Source organism: Arthrobacter sp. ov118, from assembly GCF_900116495.1.
Lineage (GTDB): Bacteria > Actinomycetota > Actinomycetes > Actinomycetales > Micrococcaceae > Arthrobacter.
Genome location: NZ_FPAY01000003.1, coordinates 165,830 through 189,342, shown reverse-complemented (window position 1 = coordinate 189,342; position 23,513 = coordinate 165,830). Strand labels below are relative to the sequence as shown.

20 protein-coding genes are annotated in these 23,513 nt (G+C 68.0%); 8 read left to right on the top strand and 12 right to left on the bottom strand.

Features of this window, described 5'->3' with window-relative positions; genetic code table 11:
- Positions 1–217 precede the first annotated feature (217 nt).
- Positions 218–1,495: a serpin family protein gene (locus BM372_RS08395; protein WP_090954088.1), complete on the top strand. Its 1,278-nt coding sequence runs from the start codon at positions 218–220 to the stop codon at positions 1,493–1,495.
- A 107-nt stretch (positions 1,496–1,602) separates the two neighbouring features.
- Here BM372_RS08395 and BM372_RS08390 read toward each other — a convergent pair whose 3' ends face one another.
- A complete protein-coding gene (locus BM372_RS08390; protein ID WP_177235938.1) occupies positions 1,603–2,484 on the bottom strand; it encodes a hydroxymethylpyrimidine/phosphomethylpyrimidine kinase in 882 nt (293 codons plus the stop codon).
- Positions 2,485–2,617: 133 nt separating this feature from the next.
- On the opposite strand from BM372_RS08390, the gene BM372_RS08385 reads away from it, so the two are divergent.
- Both BM372_RS08385 and BM372_RS08380 read left to right on the top strand, forming a co-directional pair.
- Complete coding sequence (locus tag BM372_RS08385) at positions 2,618–4,027, top strand: MFS transporter (RefSeq protein WP_090954086.1); 1,410 nt, start codon at positions 2,618–2,620, stop codon at positions 4,025–4,027.
- A 281-nt stretch (positions 4,028–4,308) separates the two neighbouring features.
- Positions 4,309–5,004, top strand: coding sequence for a queuosine precursor transporter (locus BM372_RS08380; protein ID WP_090954084.1), 696 nt, complete (start codon positions 4,309–4,311; stop codon positions 5,002–5,004).
- 194 nt (positions 5,005–5,198) lie between these two features.
- On the opposite strand, the gene BM372_RS08375 is transcribed toward BM372_RS08380, so the two are convergent.
- Both BM372_RS08375 and BM372_RS08370 read right to left on the bottom strand, forming a co-directional pair.
- On the bottom strand, positions 5,199–6,140 hold the full coding sequence (locus BM372_RS08375) for a type IV toxin-antitoxin system AbiEi family antitoxin domain-containing protein (protein ID WP_090954082.1): 942 nt from the start codon (positions 6,138–6,140) through the stop codon (positions 5,199–5,201).
- Between the two features lie 197 nt (positions 6,141–6,337).
- Entirely contained in the window at positions 6,338–7,351 is a 1,014-nt protein-coding gene (locus tag BM372_RS08370; protein ID WP_177235937.1) for a LacI family DNA-binding transcriptional regulator, read from the bottom strand.
- 154 nt (positions 7,352–7,505) lie between these two features.
- Here BM372_RS08370 and BM372_RS08365 point away from each other — a divergent pair, with 154 nt between their 5' ends.
- From BM372_RS08365 to BM372_RS08355, 3 genes are all read left to right on the top strand, one after another.
- Positions 7,506–8,684, top strand: coding sequence for a Gfo/Idh/MocA family protein (locus BM372_RS08365; protein ID WP_090954079.1), 1,179 nt, complete (start codon positions 7,506–7,508; stop codon positions 8,682–8,684).
- The gene (locus tag BM372_RS08360; protein ID WP_090954077.1) at positions 8,681–9,700 is read left to right on the top strand and encodes a sugar phosphate isomerase/epimerase family protein; all 1,020 of its coding nucleotides are present in this window, start codon (positions 8,681–8,683) and stop codon (positions 9,698–9,700) included. Before BM372_RS08365 ends, BM372_RS08360 begins: the two co-directional genes overlap by 4 nt.
- 142 nt (positions 9,701–9,842) lie before the next feature.
- Positions 9,843–10,883, top strand: coding sequence for a Gfo/Idh/MocA family protein (locus BM372_RS08355; protein ID WP_090954075.1), 1,041 nt, complete (start codon positions 9,843–9,845; stop codon positions 10,881–10,883).
- A gap of 150 nt (positions 10,884–11,033) precedes the next feature.
- Here BM372_RS08355 and tgt read toward each other — a convergent pair whose 3' ends face one another.
- From tgt to BM372_RS08330, 5 genes are all read right to left on the bottom strand, one after another.
- A complete protein-coding gene (gene tgt / locus BM372_RS08350; protein ID WP_090954557.1) occupies positions 11,034–12,263 on the bottom strand; it encodes a tRNA guanosine(34) transglycosylase Tgt in 1,230 nt (409 codons plus the stop codon).
- A 123-nt stretch (positions 12,264–12,386) separates the two neighbouring features.
- Positions 12,387–13,112, bottom strand: coding sequence for an SRPBCC family protein (locus BM372_RS08345; protein ID WP_090954072.1), 726 nt, complete (start codon positions 13,110–13,112; stop codon positions 12,387–12,389).
- A gap of 101 nt (positions 13,113–13,213) precedes the next feature.
- On the bottom strand, positions 13,214–14,419 hold the full coding sequence (locus tag BM372_RS08340; protein ID WP_090954070.1) for a DUF6707 family protein: 1,206 nt from the start codon (positions 14,417–14,419) through the stop codon (positions 13,214–13,216).
- A 119-nt stretch (positions 14,420–14,538) separates the two neighbouring features.
- A complete protein-coding gene (locus BM372_RS08335; RefSeq protein ID WP_090954068.1) occupies positions 14,539–15,078 on the bottom strand; it encodes an NUDIX hydrolase family protein in 540 nt (179 codons plus the stop codon).
- 157 nt (positions 15,079–15,235) lie between these two features.
- Positions 15,236–16,012, bottom strand: a complete 777-nt coding sequence (locus BM372_RS08330) for a hypothetical protein (RefSeq protein ID WP_090954066.1) — start codon at positions 16,010–16,012, stop codon at positions 15,236–15,238.
- Between the two features lie 91 nt (positions 16,013–16,103).
- On the opposite strand from BM372_RS08330, the gene BM372_RS08325 reads away from it, so the two are divergent.
- Together BM372_RS08325 and BM372_RS08320 are read left to right on the top strand one after the other, a co-directional pair.
- Positions 16,104–16,703 carry a YdeI/OmpD-associated family protein gene (locus tag BM372_RS08325; RefSeq protein WP_090954064.1) on the top strand — a complete coding sequence of 200 codons (600 nt, stop codon included), beginning with the start codon at positions 16,104–16,106 and terminating at the stop codon, positions 16,701–16,703.
- 96 nt (positions 16,704–16,799) lie between these two features.
- The gene (locus BM372_RS08320; protein WP_090954063.1) at positions 16,800–17,627 is read left to right on the top strand and encodes a phosphatase PAP2 family protein; all 828 of its coding nucleotides are present in this window, start codon (positions 16,800–16,802) and stop codon (positions 17,625–17,627) included.
- Here BM372_RS08320 and BM372_RS08315 read toward each other — a convergent pair.
- The 4 genes from BM372_RS08315 to BM372_RS08300 form a co-directional block, all read right to left on the bottom strand.
- Positions 17,586–19,550: a glycogen debranching N-terminal domain-containing protein gene (locus BM372_RS08315; protein ID WP_090954061.1), complete on the bottom strand. Its 1,965-nt coding sequence runs from the start codon at positions 19,548–19,550 to the stop codon at positions 17,586–17,588. The two genes, BM372_RS08320 and BM372_RS08315, sit on opposite strands and share 42 nt — an antisense overlap.
- A gap of 69 nt (positions 19,551–19,619) precedes the next feature.
- Positions 19,620–20,756: an ABC transporter ATP-binding protein gene (locus tag BM372_RS08310; RefSeq protein WP_177235951.1), complete on the bottom strand. Its 1,137-nt coding sequence runs from the start codon at positions 20,754–20,756 to the stop codon at positions 19,620–19,622.
- Positions 20,757–20,806: 50 nt separating this feature from the next.
- A complete protein-coding gene (locus BM372_RS08305; RefSeq protein WP_090954059.1) occupies positions 20,807–22,399 on the bottom strand; it encodes an ABC transporter permease in 1,593 nt (530 codons plus the stop codon).
- Between the two features lie 5 nt (positions 22,400–22,404).
- A complete protein-coding gene (locus tag BM372_RS08300) occupies positions 22,405–23,460 on the bottom strand; it encodes an iron ABC transporter substrate-binding protein (protein ID WP_090954057.1) in 1,056 nt (351 codons plus the stop codon).
- Positions 23,461–23,513: the final 53 nt, after the last annotated feature.

Sequence of the window (23,513 nt, the reverse complement as noted above, 5' to 3'; positions counted from 1 at the left end):
GGCGCTGCGGACCTCCCCCGCCGGCCTCCGTTTTCGACGGTTCGGTGCGGGTTCGACGGCGGAATGCGTCGAGCGGGCAAGGAACCGTCGAAACGGCCGGGGAGAGCGTGGTCAAATTGTGACCCGGCCGTGGTCGCGCTTTGCCGGGCCCGCTGGTTGACTGGCCGTAGGCGGATCCCCGCCCTTCTACTGTCGCTGTGCGGGCCTTGGGGGCGCGATGAAACGGAAGACTTCGGCAAGGATTATCGCAACCGCGGCGGCCGTGACGCTGGTCTTGTCGGCCTGTTCGGCCTCGCCGCCGGCGCTGTTGAAGGCCGACGGCGTCGAACGCGTTTCGGTGGACCGCTCCGCCTACCAGGCCGAGCTGGCCCAGCTCCGGACGTCGGCACGGAAGCTGGGCGCCGCGCTCCTGGCGGACGGCGGCGACGCCGGAAACGGAAACGTGGTCTCCTCCCCGGGCAGCCTGCTGATTACCCTTGCCATGCTGCGGGCCGGTGCGTCAGGCGCAACGGCTGCCGAGATGGACCGTGCCTTGGGACTGCCCGCGGGGCACCGCGACGAAGCCGGGAACGCGCTGCTCGCCTCCCTGGAGGCCTTCGACGGCGACCCCGGCTCCGTGGACGAGAAGAACCCGCCGCGCCGTCCTGTCCTGCACACCGCAAACGGCCTGTTCGTGGACAAGAGCGTGCCCACCGGGGAGGGCTATCTGCGTTCCCTGGCCACGTATTACGGGACCGGCACGTACCCGGTGGATTTCCAGGATGAGGCCGTCACCAAGCCGGCGATCGACGCCTGGGTGAATAAGAACACCGGCGGCCGGATCAAGAAAGCGCCCGCGGGATACCGCCGGGTGAATACCCTTAGCGTGCTCAACGCGGTGTACTTCGCGGCCGCCTGGAAGGTCCCCTTCGACCCGGCCGACACGACCGATAGGCCGTTCACCACGGCGGACGGCAGGCAGGTCGCCGTCGCCACCATGTCCGGAGTCCGGGACATCGCGACCGCGCAGGGCCCGGGCTGGGAGGCAGCGGACCTGCCGTACGCCGAAGGTTTTGTGATGCGGCTCGTGCTGCCGGGGGCCGGGGCTGCCGGTGACGTCGGGGCTGCCGCGCAGAACCTTGCCGACGCTGCCCGGGCCCTTGAAGCGGCCGCCCCCACGCCGACGCAGCTCTACCTGCCGCGGTGGGACCAGAAGAGCAACTTCGAGTTGCGCAAGGTCTTCGCCGGCCTGGGCCTGCAGGGCATGCTCAACACTGTTACCGGCTTCGACCCCATCCAGCGCGGCCTCAAAATCCAGCAGGCCGGCCAGTCTGCCAACATCACGGTGGCGGAGAAGGGCACCGTTGCCGCCGCCGTGACGCAGATCAACGCGCGGGCGGTGAGCGGCACAGCCCCCATGAAGGCCATCAGCTTCGACCGGCCGTTCTACTACGAAATCGTCCACGTCGAAACCGGGCTGCCCCTGTTCATGGGCAAGGTCTCCGACCCCCGCTGAGCCGGACGCTGAGCCGGCGGACGGAGCGCACACCTCCGTTTCGACGGTTCCGTGCGGGTTCGACGGCGGGATGCGTCGAGTGGACAGGGACCCGTCGAATCGGCGGCCTAGCGCGGGCCGCCCTGCCAGAGCGCATCGAACGGGGCGCCTGAAGCCACCCGGTTCCGGATTCCCGCGGTCACAAACGCCTTGGCCGTCCGGGCCGCCTCGAGCGGAGTCGCGCCCTTGGCGAGCTCAGCTGTCACGGCGGCGGCCAGCGAGCACCCGGCGCCGGATACTGCCACTTCGCCCACCTTCGGGGCGGACAGGACTTCCAGCGTTTCGCCGTCGTAGTAGACGTCGACGGCGTCAGGTCCGGCCAGCCGCACGCCGCCCTTGGCCAGTACAGCGGCGCCGCTGAGCTCATGGATGCGGACGGCAGCGGCCTTGAGGGATTCGACGTTGGTGATTTCCAGCCCGGAGAGCGACTCCGCTTCGAAGTGGTTGGGCGTTACGAAGGTGGCCAGCGGCAGGATCTGGGCCTTAAGCGCCTGGTCGGTGTCCAAGGCGTGCCCTGGCTCCTGGCCCTTGCAGATCAGCACCGGATCCAGCACCACGTTGGCGAACTGCCCGTCAGCCAGGGCCTCGGCTACGGTGGAGATCGTCGCCGGACTGCCCAGCATGCCGATCTTCACGGTGTCCAGCACCGGCGCGCCGGACGCGGCACCGTAGGCCGCCGTCGTCGCTTCCAGCTGGTCGGCGATGACCTGCTGGTCCACCGGGACGAAGCGGTGGTTCCAGTTGTCCTTGGGATCGAAGGACACGATGCAGGTCAGGTTCGCGATCCCGAAGACACCGAGTTCCTGGAAGGTCTTCAGGTCAGCCTGCGCGCCGGCGCCGCCGGTCGCTTCGGAGCCCGCGATGGTCAGCGCGACAGCGGGGGAGGAAACGGCGTCGGAGGCGGTATCGGAGACGGCCAGGGCAGCGGAGTCGAACGCGGTAGAAGTCATGGTCCTATCCTGCCAGTTCGCCGGAACCGCCCGCATTGTGCTTCTGAACAGGCATTTGATGAATCGGATCACGCGGACTAGGGTGGCGGACGGCGTTGCCCGCAGGCGGCGCCGGATCCAGGAAGGTTCATTGATGAGCACCCAACTGTCCGAAGCGGCCCAGACCCGAAAGGCCGTCGGCAACATCCTCAAAGGCTCGGCCGGCAACCTCGTCGAGTGGTACGACCTCTACGTCTACACGGTCTTCGCCGCCTACTTCCAGGCGCACTTCTTCAACTCCAAGGACGAGCTCCAGGCCGGCCTTGAGGCGATGGCCGTGTTCTCGACGTCCTTCCTGATGCGCCCGATCGGCGCCTGGTTCTTCGGCCGCTACGCCGACCGCAGGGGCCGCAAGGCCGCGCTGACGCTGAGCGTGACCATGATGTCCGCCGGCTCCTTCGCCATCGCCGTGCTGCCCACCCAGGACGTGATCGGCCTGTGGGCAATGATCCTGCTGGTCCTCATCCGCGTAATCCAGGGTTTCTCCGTAGGCGGCGAGTACGGCACCAGCGCCACGTACATGTCCGAGGCCGCCACCTCCGGACGCCGGGGCTTCTTCTCCAGCTTCCAGTACGTCACGCTGGTCGGTGGCCAGATGCTGGCCCTGCTGGTCCTCGTGGTCCTGCAGAACACCCTGCCCAAGGCCGATCTCGGCGAGTGGGGCTGGCGCATCCCGTTCGCGGTGGGCGGCGTTGCTGCGCTGGTGGTCCTGTGGCTGCGGCGGTCCATGGAGGAAACCGTTTCGGCTGAACAGATCGAGGCCGCAAAGGCTCCCGCCGCGGCAGGCGAGGCGCAGCCGGGGACCATGAAGCTGCTGTTCACGAGCTATTGGAAACCGCTGCTGATCTGCATCGGGATCACCCTTGGCGGCACGGTGGCGTTCTACACGTACACCAACTTCATCCTGAAGTTCATGAACGATACCTCCGGCATCGCCAAGACCGACACCTCGGTGATCAACTTCTGGGCACTGTTCATCTTCATGCTGCTGCAGCCGGTCTACGGAATCATCTCGGACAAGGTGGGCCGCAAGCCGCTGCTGCTCTGGTTCGGCATCACCGGCGTCCTGTTCACCTGGCCGCTCCTGTCCGCCCTCGCCGGCACCAAAGATCCCTTCACCGCGTTCCTGCTCATGATGGGCGGGCTGCTGATCGTCGGCGGCTACACCTCCATCAACGCCCTGGTGAAGGCCGAGCTGTTCCCGGCGTCGATCCGCGCCCTCGGCGTCGGACTCGGCTACGCGATCGCCAACTCGCTCTTCGGCGGCACCGTCCCGCTGATCGGCGCGGCGCTGCAGAAGGCAGGCCAGGAGGAGCTGTTCTTCACCTACGTCACGGTGGCCATCGGCATCTCCCTGCTGGTCTACATCTTCTGCCTGCGGAACAAGAAGTCCACGCACCTGGACCACGAGCAGGGTCACGCCTGGGAGCCGGCGGCCAGTTCTGCGGTTGCTGGCCACACGGACGATGACGGCAAGGACCTCGTCGACGCCTCGCGCCGCTGACGCCACCTGGCAGCGGTCGTCGGCCTCCGAGTTCGCCGTAAGCGCTCCGGATCGCCGTATCTTTACGGCGACCCCGCGTGCTTCCGGCGAGTTCGCCGCCGCCGGCCTGGACAGCGCGGCCTCAATTCCATGCGGGCAGCATCGGGTGAACAGTCGGGTGAGAGAATGGAGGGCGGTTCGGGTGGGTTTTCTGCCGGGGCCCTCCAGTGCTAATACAGCCGGCCGCCCCGGAGGGATACACGGGTCCGGGCGCCGAGCGAACCACTACGAACGGAACAGCCATGTCCACCGCCAAGACGCTCCCGGCCGCCTCGCCTGCAAAGTTCGCCTCGATCGGCTCACCGTATTTCGGCATCATGCTGGCCGTCATGGCCGTGGTCCTGATCCTGTCCAACATCGGGGCCTCCAAAGGCGTGGCGATCGGCCCCATTATCACGGACGGCGGCTTCTTCCTCTTCCCGCTGGCCTACATCCTGGGTGACGTCATCAGCGAGGTCTACGGATTCAAGGTGGCGCGCAAGGCCATCGTCACCAGCTTCGCACTGTCCGTATTCGCGTCCATCTGCTACTGGGTCATCATCGCCCTGCCGGGGTTCGGCGACGAGTACGGCGCCTCCAAGCAGGCCGCACTGGAAGGCGCACTGGGTCCGGTGCCGCAGATCGTGCTGGCCTCACTTCTGGCCTTTTTCGCCGGCCAGACCATCAACTCCTGGATCCTGGTGAAGATGAAGGCGCGGACCGGGGAAAGGACCCTGTGGGCGCGCATCATGGGGTCCTCCGTCGCCGGCGAGTTCGTAGACACCCTGATCTTCTGCAGCATCGCCGCCTCGGTGATCGGCATTACCGACGTCGCGATGTTCGTGAACTACGTCCTCGTCGGCTTCCTCTACAAGACCCTGGTGGAGTTCGCCTTCGTGCCGCTGACCTCGCTCGTGATCGGCTGGGTCAAGAAGCGCGAACCCAGCTACGGCGCGTAGGCGGACTCTTAATGCCACGGCCCGCCCCGACCCCATGTCTCCGCCTGGCCGAAGCCCCAGCTCCGGAAGCGCCCGAGCCAACCCCTGCGCGCCCGAGCCAGCCCCTGCGCCGAAATCACCGGAAACACTTGAGGTCGCCGTAAACTTCCGGCGATTTCGAGCCGTTTCGGCGAACTGGCGGCTGAGGGTGGCGGCTAAGGGCGGGGGCCGCCAGCAAGGGCACGGAGGAGGCGTTCCTTGAATTCCTGCTCACGGAAGAGGTCCTTCCACTCGATCCGGACGAACCGCCATCCTGCTTCGGCCAGGGCCTTCTCCCGCCGCCGTTCTTCGAAGAGCACCTCGGCTGTGGGTTTGTAGTCGAAGTACTTGGTCTTGCCGTCGAACTCCAGGGCGACCCGTTCCTCCTTCCATGCGAAGTCGAGCCGGTGCCGTCCAGCACGTGTAACAACTTCCACCTGCGGCTCAGGGACTTTAATCTTCAGGCGCATGATCAGCTCTCTGGCCAAGGTTTCCCCGGGGGATTCCGAGCGGAGATCGGCAGTTGCGAGCGCCCGGCGATACGTTCGGACCCCGCGGCGCCCGTCGAGCGAATCCGCCATGGCTTGCAAAATTTGGCGATTCGCGCCAAGACGGAGTGCGTGGTCCATGACGATCAGCGACTGCCTGTAACCCAGCAACATGGCGCAGTCGGCCGTCGTCCGTTCCAGGGAAGTCGTCCGGAGGCCGTTCACCACGGCAACGTCGTGTTCGGCGAAGGGGCGTGTGTGGCACCGGACGCCCCTGCCGTGCCGCTTGTTCGAGGGGTTGACTTTCTGGAGGACGTGGATGGCGTCATCCACGTCCCAAAGATAGAGGCGATGCAGGCGCGCGGAGGACGTGTGGCTGTAGAGGAAGCTGCCAGTCGACGTCGTGAGTGTTCCGTGGGCGTGAGCGAAGATGAGTTGCCGGCTCCGGACATCCGGGGACTGGGGATTCCAGAGGCTGGCGCGGATGTAGCAACCGTGCCGGAGCCGGACGAGATCACCCGAATCCAGGAGCGAGCGGATGGCGCGCGAGCCGTAGCCGAGGTCCAGGAGTTGTTCAGTGCGCCAGAGGTTACCCGTCAGCGGCAACTCCAGTAGGTGGTTCTGCGTCATGCCACCAGCTTGGGCTGCTGTGGAAGCGGGTGGCAGGCCCGGCCGTGGCTATGTGGAAAACGTGAGGGCGCCGCGTCCAGGCTTGTCGGGACGGCTTTGTTGGACAGCACAACCATTTCGCCGGATCGCGGCCGAGTCGCCGGAAACTTACGGCGAGTTGGGGCGTCTCCCGCGAATTCGGCGGTGCAACGGCGGGCTCAGCCGGGAACGCGGGCTGTGGTGCCGCGGACGACGAGGTCCGGCTCGATCAGCTTGCGCTCCGGTTCGAGCGAGAGGTCCTGGATCCGTGCCAACAGGGCGCTTGCGACGTCGAACCCGACAACGTCGCTGCGGTTGTCCACCGAGGTCAAGTCCAGGTACCGCGACTTGGCCAGCTGAGAGTTGTCGTAGCCGATCAGAGACAGGTCGGCCGGGACGGACAGGCCCCGCGCCCTGGCCGCGGCCAGGGCACCCAGGGCCATGGTGTCGTTGGCGGCGAACAAGGCCGTCGTGTCCGGGTGGTGGTCGAGCAGCCAGCAGGCGGCCGCGTAGCCGTCCTCCTCGGAGGTCCCCTGGGATTCGCCGGCGATCCGGAGTTCGACGCCGGCCTCCACGATGCCGCTGCGGAAGCCGTCCCGTCGGTGGGCTGCGGCGCCGCCGGAACCCGAGAGGTGTCCGATCCGCGTGTGGCCGAGCCCCAGCAGATGCTCGGCCGCCATGCGGCCCCCGCCGTCGTCGTCATTTGTGATGAGGCCGGCGCCGGCAGGGACGCCGTTTCGCCAGCCGGCGACGATGGCCGGAACCCAGGTCCCGGCCATCATGGACTCGCTCGGTTCGGCAGCAATGACAAGGCCCTCCACATGCATCGACAGCAGGCCGTCCGCGGCTTCCGTGATGCGGTTCTCGCCCGGGCGGGAATCCGCGAGGGTGACCTGGTAGCCGTGGGGTGAGAGAGCGGATTCCATGCCGCGCAACAGGTCCACAAACCAGAGGTTCCGGAAGTCGTCAATGACGAGGCCGATGCTTTTCGTCTGGCTGCTGGCGAGCGTGGTCGCCGCCCGGCTGGGGCGGTACCCTAGCTCTGACATTGCTGCCCTGACAGCTTCGCGACGCTTCTCGCTGACCTTGGACGGGTTTTGCAAGACGAGTGACACCAGCGACGGCGAGACCCCGGCGGTTTTGGCAACGTCGTAGATCGTCGGGCGCCGTGTTCGAGGAGTGTTTAGCGTCATCTGCGGAGGCCTTTCATGTCTCATCCGAGGATAACTGCTCATCGATTGACAGGACATATGCACATAGGTACGCTTCTTATCACCGCCGTTTTTGTAGCGCTCTAATTTTCGAGAGGCCCGGCCGCTCGCCTGGCCAATTTCAAGGGAGAAATTGATGGCTGACAGTTTAGGAGTGGCCGTAATCGGCGCAGGAATGGCAGGGAAGGCTCACGCGGCCGCCTACCGGACGGCCTCTGCGCTGTACAGCCCGGTTCTGCCTCCGATCCGGCTGGTCTCCATCGGCGACGTGAACGCCGGGTTCGGTTCCCTGGCCGCGAAGCGTTTTGGCTACGAACGCAATGACACCTCATGGCAGGCGATCGCCGAGGCCGACGACATCGACGTCGTCAGCGTCGTGATCGCGAACTCCCTCCACCGCGAGGTCGTGGAAGGCCTGCTGGCCGCCGGCAAGCACGTGCTCTGCGAGAAGCCGCTGAGCGACTCGATCGAGGATGCCCGCGCCATGGCCGAGGCGGCCCGCAACGCTAGCTCGATCGCACGGATCGGGTTCACTTTCCGCCGCACGCCGGGCATCGCCTACATCCGCGACCTCATCCGCACCGGCGTCCTGGGTAACGTCCTGCACTTCAGCGGCCGCTACTGGACCGACTACGGCTTCAGCCCGTCGGCGCCCATGAGCTGGCGCTATAAGGGCGGCCCGGGTTCCGGTGCGTTGGCCGACGTCGGCAGTCACCTGACGTACGTCGCCGAGTTCCTTTGCGGCGACATCAAGTCCATCAGCGGCGGGCGCCTCAGCACCGTGATCGACAAGCGCCCGCTGCCGCTCGGCGCGGTCATGGGCCACGACCACGCCGCGGTCAGCGACACGTTCGAACCGGTCGAAAACGGCGACTACGCGGTGTTCTCCGCCGAATTCGAGAACGGCGCCGGCGGCTTCGAGGTCTCCCGGGTCGCCGCCGGGCACGCCAACAGCCTCATCTTCGAGGTCTTCTGCGAGAACGGCGCCGCCCGGTTCGACCAGCGGCGCCCCGCGGAGATCGAACTGTTCCTCAATGACGGTCCGGCCAACGAAAACGGCTACCGCCAGGTCATCCTCGGCCCTGGACACCCCTACATCGCCGGCGGCCTGGCCATGGACGCGCCCAGCGTCGGATTCGGCCAGAATGACGCGTTCGCCTACCAGTCCCGCGCCTTCCTCGAGGAAGTCGCCGGCCTCAGCGAGGCGGACTCGCTGCCCCGCTGCGCCACGTTCGACGAGGGCGTGCGCAACATGGAACTGCTTGGCGCGGTCACCGAATCCGCCCTCAACAACGGAAGGAAAATCGCGCTATGAAACTCGGCGTCTACAACGCAATCTTGCACGACCGGCCCCTTCCCGAGGCGCTCAAGGTCATCGCCGACCTGGGACTGACCGGCATCGAAATCAACACCGGCGGATTCCTTCCGGCCGTCCACGTCCCCACCATGGACCAGATCCTGGAAAGCGACGCGGCCCGGGATGACTACCTCGCGATTTTCGAGGGGACTGGCGTCGCGATCGCCGGCCTGAACTGCAACGGCAACCCGCTGCACCCCAAGCGTGAGATCGGCGAGAAGCATGCCGAGGACGTCCGCCGCTCCATCCGGCTGGCACAGCGGCTGGGACAGGACCGGGTAGTGACCATGTCCGGCCTGCCCGGCGGCGAGCCCGGGGCCACCACGGTCAACTGGGTGGTCAACGCCTGGAACTCCGCGGCCCTGGACGTGCTCGACTACCAGTGGGGCATCGCGGCCAAGTTCTGGAAAGAAACGGACCGCCTCGCCGCCGACCATGGCGTGAAGGTGGCTCTGGAGCTGCACCCGCAGAACATCGTGTTCAACACCGCCGATGTCCGCAGACTCATTGAGCTCACCGGCGCGACCCACGTCGGCGTCGAACTGGACGCCTCGCACCTGTTCTGGCAGCAGATGGATCCGGTCGCGGTGGTCCGGGAGCTCGGTCCGCTGGTGTTCCAGGCAGCAGCCAAGGATGTACGGGTCAATGCGGAAAACGCCGCCCTCTACGGTGTCCTCGACAACAGCTTCCGCCGGCTGGGCCCGGAGGAAAGCCGCACCAATCTCGGCGGCGACGAGTGGGCCAACGAGTGGCCCAAGGACTCCGCCTGGGACTTTGTGGCACTCGGGCGCGGGCACGACACAGCCTACTGGACCGAGTTCCTGCGCGCGCTGTACGAGGTGGACCCGGAGATGCTCGTCAACATCGAGCACGAGGACGTCTCCTTGGGCCGGATTGAGGGCCTGCAGGTGGCCGCCAAGGTGCTGCGGGACGCGGATTCCGCGCTCCGGGCGTCGCTGCATCTGACGGCCTGAGGGCCTGGCGAACAACTTCTACGCCGGGTCGCCGGAACGTTGCCAGCTCGCCAGAAACTTCCAGCGATCTGGCGCGGTTCCGGCGACTTCGACGGCAGGGCCAGAACAGCCCAAACACCCCGAACAGAACGGACGACGGCGCATGCGCATAGGACTTGTCGGCTACGGAGCCGGCGGCAGGTACTTCCACGCCCCCTTCATCGAGGCGGCCGACGGCGTCGAACTCGCCGGAGTGGTGGCGCGCTCGCCGGAAAAACGCGCGGAAGTCGCCGCGGATTTCCCGGGACTGGTCGTCTATGGAAGCCTGGCGGAGATGCTCGACGCGGGGGTGGACGCCGTGACCATCACGACGCCGCCGCACACCCGCCGCGAACTGGTGCTGGAGGCCATCGCGGCCGGCGTCCACGTCGTGGCGGACAAGCCGTTCGCCCCCGACGCGGCCGCAGCACGGGAGCTAGCCGCGGCGGCCGAACGGGCCGGCGTGCTGCTGAACGTGTATCACAACCGCCGGCGCGACGCGGATATCCTCACGCTGGCCGGTGTCATTGCCTCGGGAAAACTCGGGGAGGTATGGCGGGTCCACTCGATCATGGACCAGGACGGTGCCGCCACCCTCGAGACCGGAGCCACGGGCGGGCTCCTGCGCGACCTGGGCAGCCATCTGGTGGACCAGGTGCTCTGGCTGTTGGGCCCGGCAACCCACGTCTACGGTGCCCTCGACTGGACGGACCGCTTCGGCGAGGCCACCGACTGCGGCTTCTTCGTGACCCTGACGCACGCGTCCGGGGCGGTGTCGACCGTCGCGGCCAGCAAGCTCAACCACTCCACCACGCGTGAGCTCCGCGCTTATGGCAGCGAGGGCAGCTACATTGCCTCGGGGGCCGATGTTCAGGCCGAGGCCCTTTTCGCGGGGCGCCGCCCGGCCCGGGAGCCTGCCACGTGGGGGATAGATGTTCCGGAAAACTGGGGGACACTCGCGGTAACCGCCGGCCGCGCCCGGATCGCCTCGGAGCAGGGCAACTATGCCGGGTTCTACACCGAGTTCGCGCGCGCCATCCGGGACGGAGGACCCGGACCGGTGCCGGCCGCCGAGGGAGTGCGGACCCTGGAGGTCCTCGACGCCGCCCGGCGCAGCGCCCTGGAGAACAGGGTTGTGGAGCTGGGCGGACAGGCGCCGGAGTAGCGGGCCGCCGTCGTCGTTCTGCGGTCCGTGAGGTCGCCACCCTTCCCGAGGTCGCCGGAAAGCTGCCGAGGCGCCGGAACCCTCCGGCGACTCGGCACGCTTCCGGCGAGTCCGACGGCGGCGCGCGCCAGAGTTCGACGGCGGACGCGCCTAGGAGTAGTACTGGCCCAGGGTCTCGGCCTTGAAGTCGAAGAAGTTGCCGGCTTCAATGGCCAGCCGGGCGTCGTCGACCATCTTGACCACGAAGCGCTCGTTGTGGATCGAGATCAGCGTGGCCGAGACCATCTCCTTGGCCTTGAACAGGTGGTGGATGTAGGCCCGGGAGTAGTTCGTGCACGCGTAGCAGTCGCAGCCTTCCTGGAGCGGGCCGAAATCGCGTTTGTACTTGGCTCCGGAGAGGTTGTACCGGCCGGTGGGGTGGTAGAACGCCGAATTGCGGGCCACCCGGGTGGGGGAGACGCAGTCGAAGGTGTCCGCCCCGTTCTCGATCGCCGTGAAGATGTCATCCGGTTCGGAGATGCCCAGCAAGTGCCGCGGCTTGTTCTCCGGCAGCTCCTCGTTGCACCAGCGCACAATCGTGCCGAGGTTCTCTTTCTCCAGCGCCCCGCCGATGCCGAAACCGTCGAAGTTCATGGCGCCGAGATCGCGGCAGGCCTTGCGCCGCAGGTCCTCGTACTGGGCGCCCTGGATCACGCCGAACAGGGCCTGGTAGGGCTTGCCGGCGCGCTCGTTCGTGAGCCGGAAGTGCTCGGTGATGCACCGTTCGGCCCAGCGCCGGGTCCGTTCCAGGGACTCCTCCTGGTAGCCGCGGGAGTTCTGCAGCGTGGTGAGCTCGTCGAACGCGAACATGATGTCCGCGCCGATCTGGTGCTGGACGTTCATGGAAATCTCGGGGCTGAAGCGGTGCCGGTCGCCGTTGAGGTGGCTCTTGAACCACACGCCGTCCTCGTCCACGTGCGCCAGGCGTTCCTTGCCGGGGGCGACGGCGTCGTCGGGTCCGGCGGTGTCCACCGACTTCATGTCGATGACCTTTTTGAACCCAGAGCCCAGGCTCATCACCTGGAAGCCGCCGGAATCGGTGAACGTGGGCCCGCGCCAGTTCATGAAGGCGCCCAGCCCGCCGGCTTCATCCAGGACGTCGGCGCCCGGCTGCAGGTACAGGTGGTAGGCGTTGGCGAGCACGGCCTGCGCCCCGAGTTCGGCAATGGATTCCGGCAACACCGATTTGACGGTGGCCTTGGTGCCGACGGCGATGAACGCCGGCGTCTGGATCTCGCCATGTGGGGTGGCGATGGTGCCCGTCCGCCCCAGGAACTCCCCGCCGTTCGCGGCAACCTGATCGGCCGACGGCGGGCATGCCTCGCTCAGGCGCTTGCCCACGCGGAAGGAGAACTCGGACTGCCGGGCAGGCGCGGAAAGGGAATCGGAGACAGGATGGGAAACGGGCTCGGAGACAGGATTGGCTGGCACGGTTCAAGTGTGCCAGCTAACGCTGCCCAGGCCTTAGTGGACGGGATCCGATGTGGGGTAGTTCTCAGCCCGCCACTTGTCCCAATAGTTGCGGATCACCTCCAGCTGATGCGCCCCGAGGTCGTAAGTGGAGACGATCGCCAGGGATCCGCCGTCGGGCCGGAGGTCGGCGATAGCGGGCTGGTCCGCGACGATCAGCAGGCCGTCCCCGTGCGCCGCGTAGTGCTGGACCGTCAGGCCGACCTGGTGGTTGCTGCGGAACCACACCTTGCCGGAGATCTCCTCGCCGGTGGGCAGGGTGAGCGAATAGACCTCTCCCCGGGCGGGAACATCGCCGAGCCCGAGCTTCTCGATCGCTGATCCCTCGGAACCGGGGACGGCGAAGAAGAAGGTCCGCCGCTTGCCATGCGGGTGGCGTTCCAAGGCGAAACGCAACTGGTGGAGGAAGGTCAGCCAGCCCTGGGTGATGTCCTCGTCCCAGGCGGCCCACTCGGAATTGTGGTCCACCGCGGCCCGGGTGACGCTGACTTCCGTGCCGTTGGGGACAGGTTTAAGGGTGAAGACGTCTCCGCCGTCGACCACCAGGGAAGTATGGTCCGCACCCTCGACCACATTCGGGCCGAAGTAGATTTCGTTGATTTCGGCCGCCTGGTCATCGGCCTCCCACCCGTGCCATTGGGCGATCCTGGCGGGTTCGCGCAGCATGGTCCAAACTTGCTGCGCGTCAGAATTGATCACAACGCTCAGATTGTTCGTCATGGGGTGAATCTACAACGCCCGGCCCGGCACGGGTAGGGCCGGAGGGATAGGCGGAACGGATCCGTCCCGACGGGTGGGACCCGCGGTGGAACCCGCACAGGTCAGGCGCGGACCGATTCCAGCTCGTTGCCGATCCGGCGCTCCAGCTCGGCTGCGCCGATGGTCTCAGAGCCGCCGTGGGCGCGCAGGAACAGGAGCGCCTCGAGCCGCAGCAGCCGCCATTCGCGTTCGGCATCCGGGTTTGCGCTGTCGATCGAGCGGAAGATTTCCTTGTCGTACAGGTTTGGCTCGTTCAGCGAGCGCTGCCGCACCTTGGCGTTCATCCGGGCCTTGAACGGGTCCGTCTCCATGGCCTCGGGCGCGCGGAGGAACTTTTCGTAGACGGCGGCGCGCTCGTCCTGCCCCAGCTGGCGGCAAATGTAGCTGGAGAGCGCCAGCGAGGCCTCCACTGAGGCCCAGCGGCCGGGGTTGCCGTCAAACGGCAGGACGTTGAGCAGATCCGCGACCGCCAGGGCGTGTTCCGCGTCCTTGAGGATGACGAAGAGTTCATGGGCGAGGTCGCTGAGATCCTTAAGGCAGCTTCCGGACTTGGTATTGATGCCCTTGGCGAGCCGTTCGCTCAGCAGGAGCACGCCGACGGCACCGGGATGCGCTGTGGCGACCGCCTCCACCACGGATTCCGGCGTGCCGTCCGGCGTCGGGATGAGCGCCAGGTCCGCTTCGCTGGGTCCGCTCACCGCGGGCGGCGCAGCAGGCTGCGGTGGAACGACGACGCCGTGCGCCGCCGGGGCGCCAGGCTCCCCGGCCTGGGCGGAGAACCCTCCGGACGCCGGCGCGGAGGGATCGGCGTCCGAAGCGGCGTCGGCGGAGGTAACGCCGTCGGAAGCAGGGGTGGCGGAAGTGGCGCCGTCGGAAGCGGCAGGCATGCCGTGCTGCGGGGCGGCGTCGGCGGTGCCCGACTCCGCGGGTTCTGGCACGTCCGTACCGGTCGCGTCCGAGGTGGGCGTGCCGTCGCCGGGTGCGTCGGTCCTGGGCGCGTCGGTGCCAAGTGCGTCCGTGCCAGGTATGACCGACCCGGAGTCGTCGTCTTCGGCGAGCCGGACCGCTGATCCCGCCGCGATCCTGAGCACGCCGCCGCCGCTGAGGGTCGCCAGGACAATAGCGGGCGTACCGAAATCGTCGGTTTCGACGTCCACCCGATGGACTTCGGCGGAGCGGTTTCCGTCGGGCAGGATCAGGTGGTCACCGGCTCGCAGAGATCCGGCCTGCTGTTCACTGTAGTTCCGGGAGGCGGGCGGGTGGGTCATCGGGAGTCCTTAGAGTTCTCTTGCGGTCCGCCCACCAGTCTACAAAATCGGGTCCGTGAAGTCGGGGACGCCGGTGTTCCCCCGAGCGCCCCGGGAGGCGCCGGTCCCTGATGAGACGTCTAGTTGCCGACCCCCGCGAAAGCGAGCGCCTGCCGGATGAGGGCGCCGCGGCCGCCGCTGAATTCAAGCTGAACGTCCGAGCTCATGACCTCCTGGGGGGTCATCCAGGTCAGCTCCAGGGCGTCCTGCCGCGGGGAACATTCGCCCGTGACTGGAATGACATAGGCGAGCGCAACGGCGTGCTGGCGGTCGTCGGTGAAGCCGGTATGGGACGGGGACGGGAAGTACTCCGCCACGGTGAACGGCACCGGGCTGACAGGCAACTGCGGGAACGCGAGCGGACCCAGATCCTTCTCCATATGGCGGAGCAGCGCGGCGCGGACGGTCTCGCGGTACAGGACCCGGCCCGAGACCAGGGAACGGACCATGGTGCCGTCCTCATCGGCCTGCAGGAGGGTGCCGACCTCATTGACGAATCCGAGCGGGTCCAGCCGGACCGGAACGGCCTCGACGTAAACCATCGGCAGCCTGCCGCGCGCTTCAAACAGGTCGTCGTCGGAGAGCCAGCCGGGATTCGGATCAGGGGTGCGCACATTCATGCTTAAGTTCTACCCCATCCCCGCCCCGAACCCGGCGCCTGGCCTTAATGCTCGCAGGACATGTCCACTACCAACAGCGCAGGCCAGCACCGCACCGGCGGACATGTCCGCGGTTCCTCCGCGGCCGCCCCTCCGTCGAGGTCCTGGTGACCTTCGGTCAGGAGCCCGCTGGTTTCGCCGAAATCCACAGCATCGCGCCGTTGGGGTTGTCCGGCAGGTCCGCCGCGTCCGGGTTGGCCACGTGAAGGCTCCGTCCGAAGGCCTCTTCCGTCATGCTGACCTGGTGGCCCGCGGCCGCCAGGCGGTCCCGCAGGGCGGAGAGATCGCCGGTGTATTCAAAGCCCAGGCCGGACCGGGCGCTGCCGCTGGCGGGCCGCACCATCAGCACGCCGCCGTTTTTCGCCGTGAAATCCGCGGTTTCGTCGTCGTCCGGGGACGGGCGCAGCCGGGCGCCAATGTTCCGCAATGTTTGAGCGGCGGCGGCCGCATCCGGGGTGAACCAGACCTCGACGACGGCCAGGGCAGGATCGGCGTCCGCGCCCTGCGCGCCGTGGGCTGCCTTGTCCGCGAAGAAGCCGAACCCGTCCTCGCCCGTGATCCGGCAGCTCTCGCCGTGCCGGGCCTGGACCAGCTCCGCCGGGGCGTTTCCGTCCTCAGCGCTGGCCGCGTTGGTGCGGCGCGCGAACTCGGCGAGGTCTCCGACCTCGACGCCGAAGTCCGTCCTCCCGTCCGGCACGTCCCCGCCGGCACCCACGGAGCCGGCGCTGCCCGCACTGCCGCCGGCAGCCACGCGGTGCAAGGCGAGGCGGCCCGAGCCGGCGTCGAACTCCTGCCAGTCGCCGTTGTCGACCGTCCGCACCATGCCGAGGGCGGACAGCAGCCGCTCCCACTGATCCATGCGGGAGGTGTAGTGGATCGGGCGGACGCGCAGCATGGGATCTCCTCGGCAGGGACGGGTTTGGCTCCACAACACATGGTGCCACCAAAGCACTCATCCGGTCAGCCCCGCGGGGCACAATGGGGCCATGGCTGTTGAACTTGAGGAACTGCTGGTGAAGGATGCTGCCGAGTGGCGCGCCTGGCTGGAGCGACACCACGCGGACAGTCCCGGTGTGTGGCTGGTGCTGCACAAGAAAGGCGGCTCGGTCACCGAACTGGACTACGAGGCCGCACTGCAGGAGGCGCTTTGTTTTGGCTGGATCGACGGGCAGGGCCGGCGGCGTGACGAGGAGAGCTCGTTCCAGCGGATGACCCGGAGGGGGCCTAGGAGCGCCTGGTCAGCTCGAAACGTGGAGCGGATCGAACGGCTGGAGTCAGCCGGGCGGATGACCCCGGCCGGACAGGCCGCCGTCGCCTCCGCCAAGGCGGACGGGCGCTGGGAGGCCGCCTATGTGGGCTCAGCCAGCGCGGAAGTCCCCGCTGACCTCGCCGCAGCCATCGCGGCGGAGCCCCGGGCGCAGGCGATGTTCGAGGTCCTGACGTCCGTGAACCGGTACGCCCTGATCTACCGGACAAACGCGGTCAAGCAGGCCTCCACCCGGGAAAGGAAGATCGCCGGGTTCGTTGAGATGCTCGCCCGGTTCGAAACGCCGTACCCGCAAGCCAAACGGCCCCCCGAACTGTAGCGGCCTCCCGCACGGGGCGCCGCCGGCCCCGACGCCCCCAGTGAATTCCCAGCGACCTTCTGGGCCCCAGGTAGTTGCTGCTGCCAAGATAGAGCGATGCTCCTTGCCCAGCGTGCCCCGCGACCCTCCGCCCCGCTGCCGTCCCAGCGGAGGCTTTTCTTCGTGGCGGCCGGCCTGCTGATTGCGGGGGAGACCGTCTTCTGGGCCGTGCTCGCCGCGGTGCAGTCGAACAGCGGCGTGGCCGAACTGGACGTGCCCGTGCACGACGGAATCGTGGCATCCCGCACCCCGCTCGCCACCGCAATCCTGTCAGCCGTGACCACGGTGACCTCGCCGTTATGGATGACTGTGATCGGCTGCGCGTTGGGCCTGGGCTGGGCGGTCTGGAAGCGGGAAATCTGGCGTCCCGCCCTGCTGGTCGGTGCCATGGCGGTCACCTTTGCAGTATCCACCCTCATCAAGCACGACGTCGGCAGGGGCCGGCCTGCAGCCAGGTATTTCATGCTGGGACCCGACGATGCCCTGTCATTCCCCTCCGGCCATACCTTCGGTGCCGCCGTCTTCTTGTTCGTCCTCTGCTACCTGCTGGTGGCCTCCCGCGGCCCGCGTGCGGGCACACAGCCGGGCAAACGGCCGGGCACACAGCCCAGAACACTGTCCGGCACACGGACGACGTCGGTGCTCGCCTTCACGGCCGCCGCAGCTGGGACGCTGGTGGTGGGCTATAGCCGGCTGTACTTGGGCTACCACTGGCTGACGGACGTGCTTGCGTCTACGGGCCTGATGCTTGCCGTCACCGGGATCGTCATCCTGGCCGACGGGCTGCGCACCGCCTGGGTCTCGCGGCCGGCGGCGGAAGCGGACCTTGCGGCGGCAAGTCCGTCAGAGACCGACGCCCATCGCCTGGGCGATCACCACCGCTGAGGCTGAGGACCACGCCTGCGGGTGGCACGACGCCGGGTACGGCACCGCCACTTCCGAGTCCTCGGCCCGTATGCCGGCGAAGACCTCGGGCAGGCGGTGCCCGAAGGACGCCGCGGCCGCGAGCAGGCCGTCGGCGAGGAGGCGTGCCTCGGCGATGAAACCCTCGGCCAGCAGGCCGCGGATGGCGATGGCGGTGTCGTGGCTCCAAACCGAGCCGCAGTGGTAGCTGAAGGGCCAAAACCCCGCAGCGCGCCGCGAAATCGTGTGAACCCCGTAGCCGGAGAACAATTCAGGGCTCACCAGCCGGTCTGCCACGATCCGTGCTTCGGCCTGGTCCAGGAGGCCGGTGCCCAGCAGGTGTCCCATGTTCGAACCCGGGATGTCGAGGGGAATGCCGTGCCCGTCCAGGGCCATGGCCGGAAACGGCCCGGCCTCGTCCTCAACCCAGAAGCGCTCACGGAACCTGACCCGGAGGGCGGCGGCGAAGTCCCGCAGTGCCTGGCTGCCGGGCTCGCCGTAAGCGTCAAATATCTCGGCTGTTTCCAGCGCTGCCTGGTACGCGTAGCCCTGCACTTCGGACAAGGCGATCGGCCCCACGGCCTGGCGGCCGTCCCTGAACTGCATTGCGTCCCGGGAGTCCTTCCAGCCCTGGTTGCTCAGCCCGTGCCCGGTGGCGTCGCGGTAGCTGAGGAACCCCCCGTTCGCCGTTCCGTCCCCGGCGGCCGCTGGGCCCCCGTTCCCCGTTCCGGGCGCCCCGGCGGCGAGCAGCCAGTCCGCGGCGCGCGCCGCGTTTGGCAGCAGCGACCGGACGGCGTCGTCGTTTCGGCCGGCTCGCCAGAGTTCGCCGAGCAGGCAAAGCCACAGCGGCGTCGAATCCACGGCCCCGAAGTACACCGGCGGCAGGCGCAGGCCCTGGCTCTCGAGCACGAGTTCCTTCGCCCGCAGTTCGTGCAGGATTTTGCCGGGTTCCTCGGCGGCCGCGGCATCTGTCCGCGTGCCCTGGAAGGCCGCCAGTGCCCGCAGCGTTCCGGCGGCCAGCCCGGTGTCCAGTCCAGCTTCCAGCGGCAGCAGCAGCCGGGCGGCCCAGAGCGAGTCCCGTCCAAACAGCGTGAAGTACCACGGCGCCCCGGCGGCGGTGAAGGGAGCGTCCGGCAACTGCCGGGTGGCCAGCCGGAGCCCGGCCACTTCATCGAGGGAATTGTCCAGGAGCAGGCCCAAAGCCCCCGCCGGCCCGGTCCGCGGCGGCCGCGACGAGGGCGGGCGGGCCGCCACTACGGCGTCGTCCTCGTCGGTGAGGACGGCCTGCCATTCGGCCTCGAAGGTCCGGCCCCGGCCCAGGCTTCCGCGCCAGGCGAGCCGGCCGTCCGGTGTCACGGCGCCGGGAGCCGCGACCGACAGGGTCTTGCCGCCCTCCCGCCAGCGCAGCGCCGACTGGTCGGCCTTGGCAGGCTCGGACGCCTCTCGGAAGCGGCTCAGGCGGATCTGCGCCATGTCGGTGAAGTCGGCAGCCAGTTCGACCTCGACCTCGACGTCGAGGGAATCCAGGGATGTGCGCAGCTGGAGGCTGTGCCGCACCACGCCGGGCGTCACGGTCCAGGTCTGGACGAGCTCCACCGCGGGATCCTCCGTGGGGCCAGGGATCCCCCGGACGAGTCCCCGGACGCGCAGGACGCCGCCGGGCTCCGCCTCGACTGTGGCCGGTTCGGGTTCCAAGCCGTTGACCCGCACCAGGGCCCGGCACAGCATCCGGGTGTCGCCGTGGAGGAGGCCAGTGAATCCGGCAGGATCAGTAGGGTTACCGGCGCCGGCAGGGCCTGCCTCTCCGGGCAGACGGCCGTCCAGGCGGCCGTCCGGATCGAGCCACAGCTGAGTGGGGGCCGCAACGGAACAGTATTGGCGGTGCAGGCCTGGCTGAACAGTCATGCGCCCAGCCTATGACGGGCCTACGGCGACCCGCTCCATTGGCGACAGCATGTCCCTATAGGGTGCCCCTTACGGCGCGGGCTGCTCGTCCATCGGGAAGGCCACGGCCTCGCCCACCACGCGCAGCCTCAATTCCGTGCCGGGCCGGGCGATGGAGGCGTTCCAGTGCCGGATTGTGATGATTTCCCCGCCGCCCGGATAGCGGTGGTCCGGAACGGCGCCCGCGGCCAGGACCGGCGGGATGGGGAGCTGGAGCCGCACCGTCGTCTCGGGGCCGAAGTAGTCTGTGTCCACCACGGTGCCGCGGATGGGGCCGTCCTCGGCAATGCGGATCTGCTCGGGCCGTAGCATCAGCTGGACCCGGCCTTGGGCCGGCGGCCGGCGCACCGGGATGCCGCCGAGCGAACAGGTGGCAAGGGAGCCTTCCATCCAGGCATCCAGGATGACGGCGTCACCCAGGAACTCGGCGGTGGCCCGGTCTGCCGGGCGGGTGTAGACCACGAAGGGGTTGCCGATCTGGGCCAGCCGGCCGCCGCGCATCACGGCCACCTGGTCGGCGAAGGACAGTGCCTCGGCCTGGTCGTGCGTGACGAGGATCGTGGTGACGCCGGCGTCCTTCAGGACCTGGCCCACAGCGCGGCGAGTGGCCACCCGCAGGCCAGCGTCAAGGGCGGAGAACGGCTCGTCCAGCAACATCAGTTCCGGCTCGCGGGCCAGTGCCCGGGCGAGCGCAACCCGCTGCTGCTGGCCGCCGGAAAGCTGGTGCGGGCGCCGCCTGGCCATCGCCGGGTCCAGTGAGACCATTTCCAGCAGTTCGCCGACCCGCGCTTTGACGCCGCGGTGCCCGCCGGGGAGCTTGCCGGCGTCCAAGCCGAAGGAGATGTTCTGCCCCACCGTCAGGTGTGGGAACAGCGCGCCGTCCTGGGCCACGTAGCCGACGTGGCGCTTGTGCGCGGGGACCCAGGCGTTCTCGCCCGCCACCTTGCTGCCCTTGAGTGAGATGCTGCCGGTATCGGGGTGCTCAAACCCGGCGATCAGCCGCAGCAGCGTGGTCTTGCCGGAGCCGGACGGCCCCACGATCGCCGTCGTTCCGCCCTTGGCCACCGAGAGGTTGACGCCCTGGAGGACGGCCTGGGCGCCGAAGTTCTTGGTGACCGCGTCGATCTCCAGGTGGCTGTTGGTGCTGGGGGCCACGGAGGCCGCGATCCGCGGCTCGGGGAGTCGGGAGGGCGCCTCGCGCGTGGGGTAAAAATCGGTCACTGTCCGGCTACTTTCTTGGACTGCTGGAAAAGGAGGTAGGTCATCGGCGCCGAGATCAGGATCATCAGCAGCGCATAGGGGGCGGCGCCGGCGTAGTCGATCTCGCTGCTTTTGCTCCAGAACTCGGTGGCGAGCGTGCGGGTCCCGTTGGGCGAGAGCAGCAGGGTGGCCGTGAGTTCATTGACGATACCCAGGAACACCAGGGCCGCGCCCCCGGCGGCAGCGGGGGCCGTGAGGCGCAGCGTCACCCGGAAGAAGGCCAGCAGGGGCGGCTTCCCGAGCGCCTGCGCGGCCTCATCGAGTTCCTTCGGCGCCTGTGACAGGCCGGAGCGGAGGTTCACCAGGGCCCGCGGCAGGAACAGCAGCACATACGCCGCGATCAGGAGCCCGGAGCTCTGGTACATGCTGGGGAGCATCCGGATGCTCACGGTCACGAACGCCAGGCCCACCACAATCCCGGGCATCGAGCTGGTGATGTAGTTGGACAGCTCCAGGGACTTGCTGAACCAGCCGGGACGCCGCACGGCCAGATAAGCCATGGGGAACGCGACCAGGGTGGTGACGGCGGCGGCGGCGACGCCGTAAATCAGGGTCTGCAGCAGGGCCGGCATGAACTCCTCCGCCGCCCAGACTTCGGGGCCGCCGGCGACCACCCAGCGCAGCACGAACGTCAGCGGCAGGCCGAAGGCCAGCCCGGTAAGCGCGATCAGGGACAGCTGGGCGGGCAGCTGATAAGCGTGCAACGGCAGGCGCAGGGCGCGCGCCTGGGCCCCGGAGCCGATCCGGGCATACCGGGCAGTGCCGCGGCTGCGGACTTCAACAACAAGCAGGATCAGGCACAGGAAGACCAGGACGCTGGCGAGCATGTTCCCGGCGGTGCCGTTGAAGGTCGACTGGTACTGCACCATGATCGCTGTGGTGAACGTGTCGAAGCGGATCATCGCAAAGGCGCCGTATTCGGCCAGCAGGTGCAGCGCGACCAGCAGTCCGCCGCCGGTCATGGCGATACGCAGCTGCGGCAGCACCACGCGGAAGAAAGCAGACCAGGCGCCGAGCCCCAGGGAGGCCGCGGACTGCTCGATGGCCGGGTCGAGGCGGCTGAGCGTCGCCGCGGCCGGGATGTACACCAGCGGGAAGTAGGACAGGGTGGCTACCAGGACTCCGGACCACAGCCCGCCCATGGAGGGCACCGCGGACACCCAGGCGTAGCTGTTGACGAAGGCGGGGATGGCCAGCGGGGCCGCGAGCAGCACGGCCCACCATTTCCGGCCCACCAGGTTGGTGCGCTCCACGAGCCAGGCGCCGCCGACGCCGAACACCAGGCACAGCGGCACCGTCACCACTGTCAGCAGCACGGTGTTCAGCAGGAGCTCGCCCACGCGGGGGCGCACGATCAGGGCGACGGCGGTGTCCCAACCGGTGGCGGCCGTCATGAAGACCACGTAGACCAGCGGTATCAGGGAGAACAAGGCGATCAGGACCGCCAGGATGGAAACCACGGAGACGCCGAAAGGCGGGCGGGGGCGCTTGCCCCTGCCCGCCGTCGTCGTATCCCCAAATGGACCGGGGACCGCCAGCTTGCTAGTCACTTCAGTTACAGCAGTCCTGCCTGGGTCATCAGCTCGGTGACCTTGGCGGAGTTGAGCTTGGCCGGATCCACGGTGGGCGCCTGGAGCTCCTTGAGCGGAACCAGCTTGTCGTTGGACGGAACGTCCGAGGCGATGGCGTATTCGAACGAGGTGCCCATCTGGAGGACCTCCTGGCCCTTCTTGCCGGTGATGAACTTCAGGAAGGCCTGGGCCGCTGCCGCGTTCTTCGAGGAGTTGAGCACGCCGCCGCCGGAGATGGACACGAAGGCGCCCGGGTCCTGGTTCTTGAAGTAGTACGGCGTGACGTTCTTGGAGTTTTCGCCGGTCTTGGCCTGGTCGCCGTAGTAGTAGTAGTGGTAGATCAGGGCAGCGTCCACCTCGCCGGCGTTCACGGCCTTCATGGCCGTGCTGTTGCCCTTGTAGGCCTTGGAGTTTTCCTTCATGCCCTTGAGCCATTCCGCAGTGGCGGCTTCGCCCTTGAGTTCCAGCAGGGCCGAAACGATCGCCTGGAAATCGGCGCCGGACGGCGAGGCGGCCCAGCGGCCCTTCCACTCGGGGTTGGCCAGGTCCAGCATCGACTTGGGCAGCTTGTCCGCGCTGATCTTGTTCTTGTCATAGACCAGGACAGTGGAGCGGGCGGCGATGCCGGTCCACTTGTTGGTCGAGGGGCGGAACTCGGCGGGGACCTGATCCACAGTGGCCTTGTCCACGTCCGCGAAGAGCCCGGCGTTTTCCACCTGGGCCATGGCGGGAGAGTTCTCGGTGAGGAAGACGTCAGCCGGCGATGCCGCACCTTCCTGGACGATCTGGTTGGACATCTCAGTGTCGTCGCCCTGGCGCACGGTGACCTTGACGCCCGTTTCGGCGGTGAACGCGTCTACCCACTCTTTGGTCAGGGACTCGTGCTGGGCGTTATAGACCGTGATCTCGCCGGAGGCCGTGCCGTTTGTGGCGGTCCCGCTGGCGGCAGGGGAGGGCGAGCCGGAGCCGCAGGCGGCCAGGCCCAATGCGGCAGTGGCGGCCAGGGCGATGCCCGCCAGAGCGTTGGTGCGGATCTTCATGGGGCTACTTTCTGCAAGGAAGTCGTCGTAGGTGCCTGCTCCCCGTGAGCGGG